The sequence below is a fragment of the Paenibacillus sp. S02 genome, assembly GCF_019454065.1.
GTDB classification, from domain to species: domain Bacteria; phylum Bacillota; class Bacilli; order Paenibacillales; family Paenibacillaceae; genus Paenibacillus; species Paenibacillus polymyxa_B.
The window spans coordinates 3,644,549-3,659,041 of sequence record NZ_CP073682.1; the positions used below are offsets into that span (position 1 = coordinate 3,644,549).

Genomic DNA, 14,493 nt, shown 5'->3' on the forward strand with positions numbered 1-14,493 from the left:
ATTCATGGTGGATTAGTCGATGAGATCCCCCTGGAAAATCTGTTCTTTTTGCAAATAACCGCGCAGTCCTTCATACTGCGGAGATGTCCAAAAGGACGAATCCTTGATCAGATCGGTTGCATCCTCCCGCGCCTTTTCCAGCACCTCAAAATCCGCTACCATATCTGCTAAACGAAACTCGGGTAGCCCACTCTGCTTGGTGCCAAAAAAGTCACCCGGCCCTCTCAAATCCAGATCGCGTCTAGCAACCTCAAAACCATCGTCCGTATCGGTCATAACCTTCATCCGCTCCTGACCAACCTCCGACTTAGGATCAGCGATCAGTACACAATACGAGGCATGTGCTCCTCGTCCGACTCGTCCACGTAATTGATGTAACTGGGATAATCCAAAACGATCCGCATCCATAATGACCATTAGCGTCGCATTTGGGACGTCTACCCCCACCTCCACAACCGTCGTTGAAACGAGCAACTGAACCTCATTCGCATAGAAAGAACGCATAACTTCTTCCTTTTCTGCGGGAGTCATTCGTCCATGTAATAGCCCAACGCGGTAATGTGGAAAAGCCTGTTGCATTTGAATATGCAAATCGATGGCATTCTGTACGTCCAGCTTCTCCGACTCTTCAATCAACGGGCAAATCAGATAAGCCTGCCTTCCCTGGTCTACCTCGCGGGAAATAAAACCGAGTACCCGATCCATCAGTTCGTGCTTCACCCAATAGGTAGAAATTGGAATACGCCCCTTCGGCCGCTCTGACAACGTAGAAACATCCATATCGCCAAACGCAGTGATGGCCAGCGTACGTGGGATCGGTGTGGCCGTCATCGTCAGCACATCGGGATTATAGCCTTTGCGACGCAGTACACTACGCTGATTCACTCCGAATCTATGCTGCTCATCCGTTACAACAAGCCCAAGCTGGCGAAAATATACATCCTCCTGAATGAGAGCATGGGTGCCTACTACAATGTCCAGCAGACCCATTTGGAGAGCAGCTAGCAGCTCCTTACGCTTCTTCCCGGTTGTACTCCCAGTCAGTAGGCCCACACTGATTCCAAAGGGTTCAAACAGCTTGTGAAGCGATCGCATATGCTGCTCGGCCAATATTTCGGTTGGCACCATCAGCGCTCCCTGAAAACCGGAACGTACTGTGGCAAATAAACCGATGGCAGCAACAACTGTTTTACCTGACCCAACATCTCCCTGAAGAAGACGGTTCATACAATAAGGTGAGCGTAGATCGTGCAGTATTTCAAGCTCTACCTTCTTCTGTGCATCCGTTAATTCAAAAGGCAAAGCCCTTACAAATTCACGAATCGTGGCGTTATCCACGGTATGTACCACCCCGTCTGCTCGACCACGATTTAGCGCCCGGAATGCCTGCATTTTCAGCTGAAATAAAAATAGCTCCTCATACACCATCCGCCGACGAGCCTCTTGCCCCTCGCGGTTGTCCTGAGGCTGGTGTATACCTGCAATAGCCTGCTTCCGCGGCATCATACTATATTTACGCACAAGCAACTCAGGCAATAGTTCGGGGATCATTTCACCAAACTGCTGGAGTGTCTGGCTCATTGTTTTTCGCATCCAGCTTTGCGTAATCTTGCCGCCTATAGAGTACACAGGTTGAAGTGTCCCCGAGCGGGCTACTCCTTTATCAGGAAACTCAGAATCTGCAACAGTCATCTGCATCCGTTTGAGATCCCATTTACCAGTCACCACAATTTCACGACCTGAGGTTAGCTGCTCCTTCATGAAATGCCGATTAAACCACGTCGCGGTAAACATCCAATCCTCGGCCATCAATTTACAAGTCAACCTTGATTTGCGCCCGTAACGCTGAAGCACCGGAATGCCCATAATTTTGGCCTGTACTGTAATCTTATCTCCATCCTTCACTTCGCTTAGCGAGCGCAGTCGGTAATCTTCATACCGAAACGGATAATATTCCAGCATGTCCTGTATGTTAGAAATGCCAAAAGCGTGAAGCTCTCCCTCTTTGAGAGCACTCACGCCATGTATTTGTTTTAAAGGTATTTGATCCAATTGCAGCATATTACCTCTCATCTCCGGCCGGCCATACAAAAATGCCAATCGTTCCTGGCCCTACATGGGTCCCAATCACAGCGCCAAGTTCAGTATATATTCGATCTCCCAGCTCAAAATGCTCTGCCAGCTGAGCCACGAACGCTTCTGCCGCTGAGCGATCTGCCGTATGACCCACAGCAATATTAATTTTTTGGCCTTTTAAATCCCGCTCCAGTAGTTCAATTATACGTGCTGTCGCTTTTTTATACCCTCTCGCCTTATCAACCGAATAAATAGTGCCTTCTTTGTCAATCGAAAGAATCGGCTTAATGTTAAGTAACGTACCAACCATTGCCGCTGCCTTGCCAATACGTCCGCCTTTTTGTAAGTATTCCAGGGTATCCACCAGGAAATACAAACGACGGCGCTCCCCACGACGTTCCACAGCCCGAACGATATCAGCCGGGGAATGCCCGGCAGCCGCCAGCTCTGCCGCATAAACCACTAGCATGCCGTATCCGTATGAAGCTGATTTGGAATCCACCACAGTCACTCTATGTTCATGCTTCTCCAGCATGGATTTGCCCAGCAGAGCAGACTGATACGTTCCGCTCACACCCGAGGATAAATGGATAGAGATAACCTGGCTCTCGGGGTATTGCTCCAACAGCGTCGTGTACGTCTCCAAAAAACGAGCTGGTGAAGGCTGTGACGTCGTAGGTAGCTCATCAGCCCGTACTAGTTCGCTGTAAAACTGCGACGCTGACATCTCAATGCCGTCCAGGTAAGCTGTGCTGCCGAACATCACTGTCAATGGTACAACAACTATACCGAGACGGTCTGCTAATTCCGGTGGAATATCAGCCGTGCTATCCGTCAAAATGATGGTACTGCTCATCAGTCAGACCTCCTTTTGTTGTGGACTTCCATGGGCGTGCTAAAGCACATCAGGTTTCCACTGAGAACAAATAAGGATAAATCGGCTGACCACCTTCATGAACTTCCACTTCAGCATCCGCATAATTTTCTTCAAGCCATGCAACAAGCTGATCTGTGTCTTCTTGATTCGCGTCTGAACCTGTGAGAATCGTAACAATTTCATCGCCATTCACCAGCATTTTCGCTAGCAAAAGACGAGACGTTGCCATTAAGTGTTCCTCGGTCGCTACAATCTTGGAATCCTGAATACCAATGTAGTGCCCCGCTGTAATATGCAGGTCATCCAGCGTCGTATCCCGTACCGCGTAGGTCACTTGCCCAGACTTCACCCGGGTGACTGCGTCACGCATATTGTCCTGATTCACCTCAAAAGCCTCTTCCTCCTGGAAGGCAAATGCTGCCGCAATCCCCTGAGGAATTGTTTTGCTCGGAATAACCGACACCATACGTTCCATCTCTAGCAGTTCACGTGCCTGTTCTGCCGCCAAAATAATATTGGAATTATTCGGAAGAATAAAAATATGTTGAGCCGCAATCGAGCGCGCCGCATTAACGAAGTCCTCTGTGCTCGGATTCATTGTCTGGCCGCCAGAAAGGACAACATCGACGCCTAAACTTCTGAAAATATCAGCAATTCCTTCACCGGAAGCCACAGCTATAAAACCAAAGGATGCCAGTTCATGAGCGGGGGGCTCAGACGGCTCTTCCTCACGTGCAGGCTCTGTTGGTATTTCAGCAAACCACTCAGGCTCAGGAGCAACATCCATACCCGCAGACAACAAATCACGATGCTGCTCGCGCATATTTAAAATACGAATCTGTGTAATTTCTCCGTAGCGCAGTGCCAAATTCAGCACTTCACCAGGAGCCTTAGAATGCACGTGAACCTTGATGACATCATCGTCTGAAATTACGATAATAGAATCACCATCTACTGATAACGCTTTCCGGAAGGCTTCCTCATCAAAATCGGTACCTTGCGCTTCGCCCAATTGTCGATTAATAAAAAACTCCATATCATACAAAAATTCAATATTATCCGTTTCGAGCTTCGCTTGCGCAGAAATCGGCGCATCTGGGGAAGGAACAACTGCAGTAGCAGTAGGTCTCTCCGATACGTGAGGAGCAAAAACCGTGCGTACATTATCACTTTTTGCAGTTGAAGACGTCACCAAGCCGCTTCCAAGATGCTGCATAAAACCTTCATAAATGTACACAAGACCTTGCCCACCCGAATCTACAACTCCTACTTGCTTCAATACAGGGAGCATGTCCTGCGTCATGGCAAGCGTTTCCTTCGCTTTGGCAAGCACTTCTTCCATCAGTTCCGTGATGTCGTTCGTCCGGCGCGAGAAAAACACAGCATGCCTGGCCGCTTCCTTCGCCACGGTAAGAATTGTACCCTCCACCGGCTTAACAACCGCCTTGTAGGCCGCATCCACCCCGCTCTGCAATGCCGATGCGAACTGAAGGGTATTCAATTCCTCGTATGGGGCAGCGTAACGGCTGAAGCCACGAAACAACTGAGACAGGATAACCCCTGAATTGCCGCGGGCTCCCATCAGCAAACCTTTGGATAATATGCCGGACATGACACCGATGGAGGAAGAGTCCCCCCTCTTTAATTCCGTTACGCCCGCGCTCATCGTCAAATTCATGTTGGTTCCCGTATCACCGTCTGGCACTGGGAATACATTTAGTGAATTGACATGTTCCGCATGCTGCTGTAATTGTTCCGCCCCGGCTAAAACCATTGCGGTAAAATCTGTTCCATTCAAAGAACGATTACTCAAGAGAATTCCCCTTCCTAGCTTAATACACTTGTTTTACTATCAACCTTCACAACACCTTATTCAACTGTGCGTACAGGTTCAATTGAATTATACTAAAGCCAGACGACGAATACGAATGTCACACTTTCGTAAGCTCTTGTACTCACGTCTGGTCGTTCTTCTACAGGTCATATAAAATGAAAAACCAGTCAACTGCCTAACAATAAATCATCGGCTGGAATGATAACTATAGTCCCGCCTCTGAACTGCCGGCATGACTGGAATAAGAATTCACATTCCATTTAAATACAAAATAATCGCAGCAATAACTATCCCATATTGTACTATAATGCGAAAGAGAAATAAATAAAGTTTTTGAATCAGTTGACGGAGCTTTTTTGACTATGATATTATATATAAGTATTGTTTTGTTCAGGTTAGTGACTTACAAAGTCCGGCTGACCCAGTCGGCCTGAAGAGAGACCCGTTCCGTATGGAATTTGGTTATTTTCAGAATAGGAGGTGGAATCATGTCTCGTAAATGTTCTGTAACAGGCAAAAAGCCTGGCAGCGGTAACCACGTATCTCACGCTAACAACCGTAATCGCCGTACTTGGGGCGTCAACGTACAAAAAGTTCGCATTCTCGTTAACGGTAAACCGAAACGCGTTTATGTCAGCACTCGTGCATTGAAAGCCGGTAAAGTGACTCGCGTGTAGTCGTAAAAAAATATCGTTATAAACAAAAGGCACCTCGTTTTGAACGGGTGCTTTTTTGGTTATTCGAAAAGTAATATCCATCTGGTTCAGGAGAACAAAATGTCAGGCACCTTCCCGTGCGTTCCTATCTTTTACTGCCGAGCTACCTATCTGTTGTGCCCGGGAAGCGTGCCCTGTGTACTGTGTACCTCCAGCTTTCATCCTACATCCTGTGTTTACATTACGCTGAATTCAGTTTTTCTGGAATGTATTCAAAATGGCTTTAACGAATCCACCCAGAAATTTTGGTAGCTTGATTGTGTAAAACTTCATGCCTCACCCTCCCCATCATCCTCCTGCATCCGTTCTCTGTAGTTTATGCAACCTGTCAAGGGTTGTTGCCCCACAAAAAAAGGCTACATGAGAATCCCGCTCATGTAACCATATTTATGCGCAACCATCCCAGGCTATACCATCAGACAAGTCCGCGAACATAGAGATATGCTGAGAGTATGAAAATAAACAGGATATAATAAAGTACGCTGCACACCACAAAACCTATTCGTAAACCACGCCGTTCATTTTTTCGAAAATAAAACAGTACAATTAGAACAGCCAAAAGTGAAAGAACAGCATTCCAAGGAGCCTTCACTAGCGAGAAACAGCTAAGGGTCAACCCCGTCGCCATGCTCGCTACAGTCATCCACAATGCTTCAGTCAGCTTCACTTGGACAAACGAGCTGCACTGTCCCGAATCGCAGCAATAGCCGCTGCGCGGTCTGCTCTACCGAATACCGCACTACCAGCCACTAACACGTCAGCCCCCGCTTCAAATACGGCTGGTGCCGTCTCCTCCGCAATACCTCCGTCTACTTCGATATGTACGTCTGGACGACCCAATTCGTTCAGCCAAGCACGGATTTGTCTGATTTTATTTAACGTCTCTGGAATGAAGGACTGACCTCCAAAGCCAGGATTGACCGTCATCACCAGAATCATATCCACATTTGGCAGCACTTCCTTGATCGCGTATGGTGAAGTACCCGGATTGAGAGCCACTCCAGCCAGAGCGCCTTGCTGCTTGATCAAGTGAAGGACACCATGCAAATGAACACAGGCCTCAGCATGAACAGTGATGATATTGGCTCCTGCTTTTACGAAATCGCCAATATAGCGTTCAGGATGCTCAATCATCAGATGAACATCCAAAGGAAGAGTCGTATGCGGACGAATAGCCTGAACGATAGGTGGGCCCAGTGTAATATTAGATACAAAATGTCCATCCATTACATCCACATGAATCCAGTCTGCCCCTCCTGCCTCAGCTTCCGCAACTTCACTGCCCAAGCGAGCAAAATCAGCGGATAAAATCGACGGTGCTATTTTTAACATATACTCAGTACCTCCGCTTTTTTTCTTTTAATTCCTGATAGAACTGCAAATAGCTATCATATCGGCCCTGTGAAATATGGCCTTCTTCCAGGGCCTCTCTTACTTTACAGCTAGGCTCGTGAATATGGGTACACCCCCGAAATTTACATCCTTCCGCATACTGCTGGAATTCACGAAAACAGGGAGATAACTCATCCACACCTAGCTCCAGAAAATCCAGCTGGCTAAACCCTGGTGTATCTGCTACAAACCCTCCGTTGTCTAGAGGAATCAGCTCCACATGACGAGTTGTATGTTTTCCTCGGCCCAGCTTATTGCTTATGGCGCTCGTCTCCAGCGTTAACCCAGGCTCCAGAGCATTAAGCATGGAAGACTTTCCTACACCTGACTGCCCGGAAAACACGCTGATTTGACCAGCCAACAGCTTCTTAAGCTCAGCCGTCCCTTCTCCGGTACGGGCACTGGTTACCAGCACCTCATAACCGATCTTCCGGTACATTTCCTGAACGGTCAGCACGGTGTCATCCTCTGAAGGGCTGCCTTCATACAAATCGCGCTTAGTCAGACAGATAATCGTATCCAGCCCGGCGTGCTCAATATGGACTAAAAATTTGTCCAGTAAAGGCAGGTTTAAATCTGGCTCACGCAAGGAAAACAGTAGCACGGCAAGCGTGGTATTAGCTACCGGAGGACGAATTAGCTCTGTCGTACGCTTTCTAATCTCCTCGACCATACCTTCCCCGTTCTCAGTCAGTTCGTAAACGACCCGATCACCGACAAGAGGCGTAATCTCTTTTTTCTTAAAAATGCCGCGTGCTCTGCATTGTACCGTAGCTTCGCCAGATACCGGACGCCCATCCTGATCCAGGCTGGAGACATAATAATATCCGCTAAGCGCCTTGACGATCAGACCTTCAGGCATGTGTAAGATGTCCTCCTTCATAATGTTCAAGTTTCATTGCGTATAACAGGTTGAGCATCTTCCTATTGCAAGTTTACTGATGCTGAACAGCCTCAATCACTTTTTCCTTCTTTTTGTGGGAAGCGTGGCCTGGGTTGTTTTTATGACTAACTGCCAACTCACTGCGCGTACCCCCCGTGGAATTCGTTCCAGGAACAAAGGCGGAAGGGTCACCATTACCTCCTGTGCCCTCCTGATTGTTCGAGTCGCCCCCACTATTACCACTATCATTAGAAGAACCCCCGCTATCACCTTCCTCGCCGTTTCCACTTCCATTCTGCGAGGAAGTACCATCAGGTGTATCCGTTGGTGAAGTTCCGGCAGGCGGAGCAATTTGAGGCATCGTCACCGTTCCATTTTTCGCCTCAATATAAGAGACTGGATACGTATCAATAAAGTCACCATCTCTAAATACTGAGACGACACTGTCTTTGTTCGGAGCCATTAACAGGTTGATAGTGAACACCTGTGTCGTATTAATTGTACGGCTTCCCCATTCCTGATTTTCTCCACGTGCATCCGTATAAGTGATACGAATTTTGCTGTTTTTACCCTCTTCCTTCGGCGCAACTGGCACATTAAATGGCAGCGTAATCGCTTCTGGTGGATAACCAGTGCTTACATAAAACGTAATTTCCGTATTTGGTGGCAACTCACTGCCTGCCTCTGACGGCCACTGTTTGGTTACTCTTCCTTTTTCCTGCTCATAGCTAAATTCTTCTTTAATCGAGCCAACCTTCAGCCCTGCCTTTTTGACCTCATTTTCCGCTTGATTCTGCGTCTTCCCTACGAGACTTGGCATTTTCACAGTGTCAGCGCCCTTGCTGACTGTGAGCACAACCTGGACTGAATCCTTATCAAATGGCTCATTTGCAGCGGGTGTCTGACTAAGGACAGTCCCTGCGGCCTGATCACTAAACTGCTCATTTTGCTGAATCTGCGTTTCCTTAATTTGCTGGGCGGTCAGCAGCTTAACAGCATTCTCGTAGCTTTGGCCTTTGACATCAGGCATCGGGGTGAGCGGCTTGGCAATCCCGACTTTCAGACTAATCTTGGTTCCTTCCTTGACTAAAGAATCTGCAGGATAGCTTTGATAAAATACAACTCCAGGCGCGATTCCTTCTTTGTACTCATGCTGGATTGGCTCCTCAATGAGTAATCCCGCTTTACTGAGATTAACCTTCGCTTGGTCTTCTGTTTGTGTCAATACGCTCGGTACTTTTACCTCAGGCACGACGAGTACACTTTGCACATAGTACACCACTCCGCCCATGCACAGAAGTAGCACCAATACTAGTGTTACCCACAAGATCGCTTTTTTTCTACTTTTTTTGGACGATTGCTTGCTCGAAAGCTGTTCAGACTCACGCGGTTGGGCAGGTACATCATCGCCACTAGAAGACATCCCTAATTGTTGAGGCTTAATAGCCGGAATAACCCGTGTTTGATCCTCATCATCCAAATGTGTAAACTCCAGCTTGGATTCATTACGCCGTCCCGGCAGCAAACAGGTTTCCAGATCTTTTAGCATTTCGTCTGCCGATTGATAACGCTCTTCTGGATTTTTGCGCATGGATTTTAGAATGACATTTTCCACACTTTGCGGAATCAACGGATTAATTTTACGCGGTTCCTCAAATTCCTCTTGCAAATGCTTGAGCGCTACACTAATTGGACTTTCTCCCAGGAAAGGGAGCTGTGCCGTCAGCATTTGATATAAGACAATACCTAAAGAATATAAGTCCGATTTTTCGCCGGTGACGACACCCTTTGCATGCTCAGGTGAAAAATAATGAACAGAACCCACAACAGAACCCGTCTGGGTAATGGTCGTTGACGTAACAGCTCTAGCAATCCCAAAATCAGTTACCTTAACCCGTCCATTACGTCCAATTAATATATTATGAGGCTTAATGTCTCGGTGAATGATCTGATTTTGATGGGCATGCTCCAGCGCATCACAAATCTGGGAAGCAATCCGTACTGCTTCATCCACTTGCAATGGCGCACGTTCTTTAATAATCTCATTCAAATTTTTACCTTCGATGCACTCCATTACAATATAATGGATTTCATCCTCTTGACCGACATCATAAATACTGACCACATTCGAATGCGAAAGCGAGGCCGCAGACTGCGCCTCACGCCGAAACCGGCGAATAAATTCCTCATCATGAACAAATTGCTGGCGCAACACTTTAACTGCGACATTGCGATTCAGCAAAATGTCTTGAGCCTTATACACCAGCGCCATACCGCCGCCACCGATACGCTCAATAATTTCGTATCTTCCCCCTAGCAGGTGCCCGATCATGCGTCACACCCCTTTTCACTCAATGAAACCGTGTCGTCGGGCAATTCAAACAAGGCTACAGTAATGTTATCGTCTCCTCCGGCAAGCAACGCCAGATGTAGCAGACGATCCGCGCGCTCCTCCAAAGGATTCTCTGCGGCACCTACTACTTTGCTGATTTGTTCTTCCGTTACCAGATTGCTTAATCCGTCACTACACAGTAACAGTACATCGCCTTTTTCCAGCGCAATGGAGTCAATATCCACTTTCACCTCGGAATCAGTGCCCAGCGCCCGTGTCAGTACATTGCGACGAGGATGGTTCTCCCGTTCTTCCTTACTGATCTGACCGTTTTTGAACAGCTCATTAACCAAAGTATGGTCTTCTGTAAGCTGACGTACCGCTCCTTTAGAAATGACATAAGCACGACTGTCACCGATATGTCCGATAATTCCGGATGCGTCGTTTAATAAAACCGCAACAACTGTCGTTCCCATATTATGATACTTTTCATCGCGTGCAGCCGTCTGGAAGATGACTTCATTGGCATGCAAAATAGCGTCGCTGAGCGCCGCCGTCAAAGAATGTGCGGATAATCCGCTCTCCAGCGTCGCCAAATCAGCGGCAAGTGTCTCTACCGCAAGGCGGCTGGCCGTATCACCGGCCAAATGCCCCCCCATACCATCGGCAACAATCCCAAGAATATAGCCTTGCTCCAAGTGCCTGATCCAGGCAGAATCCTCATTCACCGAACGTACACGTCCGACATGGCTGACATGAACTGTTTTGATCAAATGGTTTCACCCCAACTCCATATGCTTTGCACGCAACTGGCCGCAAGCAGCGGCAATATCGTGACCCTGTTCACGCCGGATCGTCACATTGACGCCTTTTTCGGCAAGAATACGTTGGAAATTAAAAATATCGCTGCGTGATGTGCGTACATACTTGCGCTCAGGCACATGATTGACTGGAATCAAATTGACGTGACAAAGCATGTCCTTTAACACATCCGCTAGCTCTTCAGCATGTTCTGCCTGATCGTTTACCCCACCAATCAGGGCATATTCAAACGAAATTCTCCGCCCCGTCTTAGCAAGATAGTAACGTAGAGAATCCATAACATCCTTAAAGGGATAACGCCGATTTACAGGCATCAGCTTCGAACGAAGCGCATCATTAGGCGCATGAATGGATATTGCCAGATTAATCTGGGTATCCTCGTCGGCAAATTTATAAATATTCGGTACAATACCGCTGGTCGACACTGTGATATGACGTTGACCAATGTTCAGACCTTTTTCATGAACCATTGTACGTAAAAACGTCATGGTCGCTTCATAGTTTTCAAAAGGCTCGCCCGAGCCCATAATCACGATGCTGCTCACTCGTTCATTGGTTTTATCCAAAATTTTCTGAGCCTGCACCACCTGTGCAGTAATTTCACCAGCCGTCAGGTTCCGTTTGAGGCCTCCAAGCGTCGAAGCGCAGAAAGTACAACCAATCCGGCAACCCACTTGAGTCGTTACACAAATGCTGTTTCCGTAATTGTGTCTCATAATGACCGTTTCAATGGCATGATCATCGTGCAAACCGAACAGGAATTTTACTGTACCGTCCTTCGATTCCAACTTTGTAATTTCACTAAGCGTCACAAAACTAAATTGCTCCTCAAGCTTCTCTCTCAGCGCCTTGGACAAATTCGTCATCTCGCTGAAATCATTGACCCGCTTCACATACAGCCAGTCAAAAATTTGTCCTCCACGAAAAGCAGGCTCGCCATTGTTCTTGGCCCAGTCCTGAAGCTCCTCCAGAGTTAAATCATATATAAAAGGTTTCATCAATGTTTGCACCCGTTCCTTCTTCATTAAGTTCTGTTTGATCGCAGATAGTATTTTTCAGTCTTCCTATTTTAGCACAAATCCCTGAGGGGGTAAAAATTTTTCGTCTTCATGCAAAAAACCGCCGGAAATGTTCCGGCGGAATGTGGAAATACTGGTGGAAAGCTGCCTGGAATTCTCTTCCGCGCTATTTCACCCGACGCAGGCGCGCGATATAAAATCCGTCGCTGTGGAAATGCTGCGGTAACAGCTGTACCGAGCCTCCCTGTATACTATCCTTTTCGCGGCTCACGTCCGGGAAGGAATGACCCTCTCCCAATTCATACTCTGGATGTTCGCTTAAAAATTGAGTCAATTGTCCTTCATTTTCGTCCGGTTCAATCGTGCATGTGCTGTATACCAAAATACCACCTGGCTTCAACAGTCCCGCCACACTATCCAGCAGCTCATGCTGAAGCTGTGTAATGTCGCGAACATCCTGCGCAGTTTTGCTCCAACGCAGGTCCGGTTTACGACGAATCACTCCAAAGCCAGAGCATGGCGCATCCAGCAAAATACGGTCAAAAGAAGCTGGAGCATATCGTTCCTTTAGTTCTAGCGCATCACCAGTGACTGTTTCCACGGCATCCAGGCCAAGTCGATTAGCCTGTTCACGAATTAATTGATGCTTATGGGCATGCAGATCATTCGCAACTATCCGTCCGTGATCCTTCATCAGCTCAGCCATATGAGCTGTTTTGCCACCTGGAGCGGCACAGCAATCCAGTACCAGCATGCCAGGCTCAGGAGCGACTGCTTCGGCAACGAGCATGGAGCTTTCATCCTGTACGGACAGCAAACCGTCCGTATACCACGAGGTAAGCGCCATATTTCCACCGCTACGAACAACAATCCCATAGGGACTAACTGCCGAAGGAACGGCATCAAGCCCTTTTGAGTTCATCTCGTCCAGCAGCTGATCACGGCTGGTCATTGTCGTATTCACCCGTACGCTGACCGCAGGGGGCTCATTATTAGCCTGACAGATAGCCTCAGCAGTATCTGCACCGTATTGCTTAATCCAGCGCTTAACCAGCCACTGTGGATGGGAATGTTCTAAAGAAATCCGTTCCTCCGGTGACAAATCGTCAGGAATACGCAGCTTGTCCGGCTCACGCAGCATGCTGCGGAGCACGCCGTTGACCATACCGGAAATCCCCTGATGCCCACGCCGCTTGGCAATGGTCACCGCTTCACTAACGACTGCATGATCCGGAACTCGATCCAAATACACCACCTGGTACACACTCATCCGCAGCAACGAACGTACCCAAGCCTGAAGCTTGGCCGTTCCTTTTTGAACAAATTTATTCAAAAAATAATCTAGTGTATTTCGGCGTGCGACTGTACCGTATACAAGTTCTGTCGCCAAACCAGCGTCACTTGCAGATAAACCTGCCTGCTGAAGCCGACGATTTAGCTCAAGATTGCTATACGCACCCTCTTGCTCCACACCAATCAACACATCAAGTGCAACTTCCCGCGCCGTCTGATTGCGAGTCTTGCCGGTTCTCGCACCCACTCCCTTGCCTTGGCCTCCCTGGCGGGAGTGACTCCCGCTCATCCGAGCACCATGCCTGGCTTCATCTGTCCGCCGCGTGCAAAGGTTCCGGCATCCATAACCTTTTTGCCAGCTGGTTGAACCTGGGTCAGCCAGAGAGTGCCTTCGCCTGTCTGCACCTCAATGCCACGAGCGGTCAATTGAAGAACCGTCCCGGGTGCTGGAGCATTTGAGCCACTCACTTCATTATTTATGAAAGGCAGCTCAGCAGCCCATATTTTAAAAACATTTCCCTCCCAAAGCGTAAACGCGCCGGAAAAAGGAACAAGGCCGCGAATCCGGTTGTATATCTGCTGTGCATTGTCATTCCACGAAATACGCTCATCGTCGCGGTTCAGGTTAGGGGCATAGGTAGCCTCGTCCTCATTTTGCGGCGTACGGTCTGATTGGCCTGCCAGCAACTTAGGCAGCTCGTCCTGCAAAAGCTTTGCTCCAGCTACGCTTAACTTCTCAAAAATCGTACCGGAGGTATCCTCCGGCTCTATAGCAATCTCAACTCGCGATATCATATCGCCAGTATCCAGTCCTTCCGCCATATACATCAGCGTCACACCCGTCACGGTCTCACCGTTAATAATCGCACGCTGGATCGGTGCACCTCCCCGATAACGGGGAAGTAACGAACCATGTACATTCAGACAGCCGAACCGAGGCAGGTCTAGTACGGACTTAGGCAAAATTTGCCCATAGGCTGCGGTTACAATCAGATCAGGACGCAGCTCTGCCACCTGAGCCACCGCTTCTGGCTGGCGCAGGCGGGTCGGTTGCAGTACAGGTAATCCGCGTTTTTCTGCCGCTTCCTTGACTGGTGTAGGCGTCAATATTTTTTTTCGTCCCTGTGGCTTATCGGGCTGTGTAATCACACCGACCACGTTATAACCGTTGTCCAGTAACATGTTCAGCGATGGCACTGCAAACTCAGGCGTACCCATAAAGATAATACGAATGTCTTGACTCATCGAA

General features: G+C 48.1%; 12 protein-coding genes. 1 reads left to right on the forward strand and 11 read right to left on the reverse strand.

Annotated features, from left to right (window positions below):
• Positions 1-12: 12 nt before the first annotated feature.
• Genes recG through KAI36_RS16210 form a run of 3 tightly spaced genes read right to left on the reverse strand, consistent with a single transcriptional unit; the run spans position 13 to position 4,766 of the window.
• Positions 13-2,061, reverse strand: a complete 2,049-nt coding sequence (gene recG, locus KAI36_RS16200) for an ATP-dependent DNA helicase RecG (protein ID WP_220028148.1) — start codon at positions 2,059-2,061, stop codon at positions 13-15.
• A 1-nt stretch (position 2,062) separates the two neighbouring features.
• The gene (locus KAI36_RS16205) at positions 2,063-2,932 is read right to left on the reverse strand and encodes a DegV family protein (RefSeq protein WP_220025411.1); all 870 of its coding nucleotides are present in this window, start codon (positions 2,930-2,932) and stop codon (positions 2,063-2,065) included.
• Positions 2,933-2,981: 49 nt separating this feature from the next.
• A complete protein-coding gene (locus tag KAI36_RS16210) occupies positions 2,982-4,766 on the reverse strand; it encodes a DAK2 domain-containing protein (protein WP_220025412.1) in 1,785 nt (594 codons plus the stop codon).
• Positions 4,767-5,275: 509 nt separating this feature from the next.
• Here KAI36_RS16210 and rpmB point away from each other — a divergent pair.
• Positions 5,276-5,464 carry a 50S ribosomal protein L28 gene (gene rpmB, locus KAI36_RS16215; protein ID WP_013310881.1) on the forward strand — a complete coding sequence of 63 codons (189 nt, stop codon included), beginning with the start codon at positions 5,276-5,278 and terminating at the stop codon, positions 5,462-5,464.
• 231 nt (positions 5,465-5,695) lie between these two features.
• Here rpmB and spoVM read toward each other — a convergent pair whose 3' ends face one another.
• The 8 genes from spoVM to fmt all read right to left on the reverse strand — a co-directional run bounded on the left by spoVM (position 5,696) and on the right by fmt (position 14,489).
• The gene (gene spoVM / locus KAI36_RS16220; protein ID WP_010345573.1) at positions 5,696-5,776 is read right to left on the reverse strand and encodes a stage V sporulation protein SpoVM; all 81 of its coding nucleotides are present in this window, start codon (positions 5,774-5,776) and stop codon (positions 5,696-5,698) included.
• Between the two features lie 390 nt (positions 5,777-6,166).
• The gene (gene rpe / locus KAI36_RS16225) at positions 6,167-6,835 is read right to left on the reverse strand and encodes a ribulose-phosphate 3-epimerase (RefSeq protein ID WP_023989299.1); all 669 of its coding nucleotides are present in this window, start codon (positions 6,833-6,835) and stop codon (positions 6,167-6,169) included.
• A 4-nt stretch (positions 6,836-6,839) separates the two neighbouring features.
• Positions 6,840-7,757 (reverse strand): ribosome small subunit-dependent GTPase A, encoded by a 918-nt coding sequence (rsgA, locus tag KAI36_RS16230; protein ID WP_220025413.1) that lies wholly within the window; start codon positions 7,755-7,757, stop codon positions 6,840-6,842.
• 73 nt (positions 7,758-7,830) lie between these two features.
• On the reverse strand, positions 7,831-10,110 hold the full coding sequence (pknB, locus tag KAI36_RS16235) for a Stk1 family PASTA domain-containing Ser/Thr kinase (protein ID WP_076292977.1): 2,280 nt from the start codon (positions 10,108-10,110) through the stop codon (positions 7,831-7,833).
• Entirely contained in the window at positions 10,107-10,883 is a 777-nt protein-coding gene (locus tag KAI36_RS16240) for a Stp1/IreP family PP2C-type Ser/Thr phosphatase (RefSeq protein ID WP_025723490.1), read from the reverse strand. Before KAI36_RS16240 ends, pknB begins: the two co-directional genes overlap by 4 nt.
• A 6-nt stretch (positions 10,884-10,889) precedes the next feature.
• Positions 10,890-11,930: a dual-specificity RNA methyltransferase RlmN gene (gene rlmN, locus KAI36_RS16245; RefSeq protein WP_013310887.1), complete on the reverse strand. Its 1,041-nt coding sequence runs from the start codon at positions 11,928-11,930 to the stop codon at positions 10,890-10,892.
• A 187-nt stretch (positions 11,931-12,117) separates the two neighbouring features.
• Complete coding sequence (rsmB, locus tag KAI36_RS16250; RefSeq protein ID WP_220025414.1) at positions 12,118-13,533, reverse strand: 16S rRNA (cytosine(967)-C(5))-methyltransferase RsmB; 1,416 nt, start codon at positions 13,531-13,533, stop codon at positions 12,118-12,120.
• A complete protein-coding gene (fmt, locus tag KAI36_RS16255; protein WP_220025415.1) occupies positions 13,530-14,489 on the reverse strand; it encodes a methionyl-tRNA formyltransferase in 960 nt (319 codons plus the stop codon). Before fmt ends, rsmB begins: the two co-directional genes overlap by 4 nt.
• Between the last annotated feature and the right edge of the window lie 4 nt (positions 14,490-14,493).

Coding starts and splice junctions, on each gene's coding strand:
- fmt (WP_220025415.1), bottom strand. CDS start 14,489: ATGAGTCAAGACATTCGTATTATCTTTATGGGTACGCCTGAGTTTGCA.
- rpmB (WP_013310881.1), top strand. CDS start 5,276: ATGTCTCGTAAATGTTCTGTAACAGGCAAAAAGCCTGGCAGCGGTAAC.
- rlmN (WP_013310887.1), bottom strand. CDS start 11,930: ATGAAACCTTTTATATATGATTTAACTCTGGAGGAGCTTCAGGACTGG.
- KAI36_RS16205 (WP_220025411.1), bottom strand. CDS start 2,932: ATGAGCAGTACCATCATTTTGACGGATAGCACGGCTGATATTCCACCG.
- rsgA (WP_220025413.1), bottom strand. CDS start 7,757: ATGCCTGAAGGTCTGATCGTCAAGGCGCTTAGCGGATATTATTATGTC.
- rpe (WP_023989299.1), bottom strand. CDS start 6,835: ATGTTAAAAATAGCACCGTCGATTTTATCCGCTGATTTTGCTCGCTTG.
- rsmB (WP_220025414.1), bottom strand. CDS start 13,533: ATGAGCGGGAGTCACTCCCGCCAGGGAGGCCAAGGCAAGGGAGTGGGT.
- pknB (WP_076292977.1), bottom strand. CDS start 10,110: ATGATCGGGCACCTGCTAGGGGGAAGATACGAAATTATTGAGCGTATC.
- recG (WP_220028148.1), bottom strand. CDS start 2,061: ATGCTGCAATTGGATCAAATACCTTTAAAACAAATACATGGCGTGAGT.
- spoVM (WP_010345573.1), bottom strand. CDS start 5,776: ATGAAGTTTTACACAATCAAGCTACCAAAATTTCTGGGTGGATTCGTT.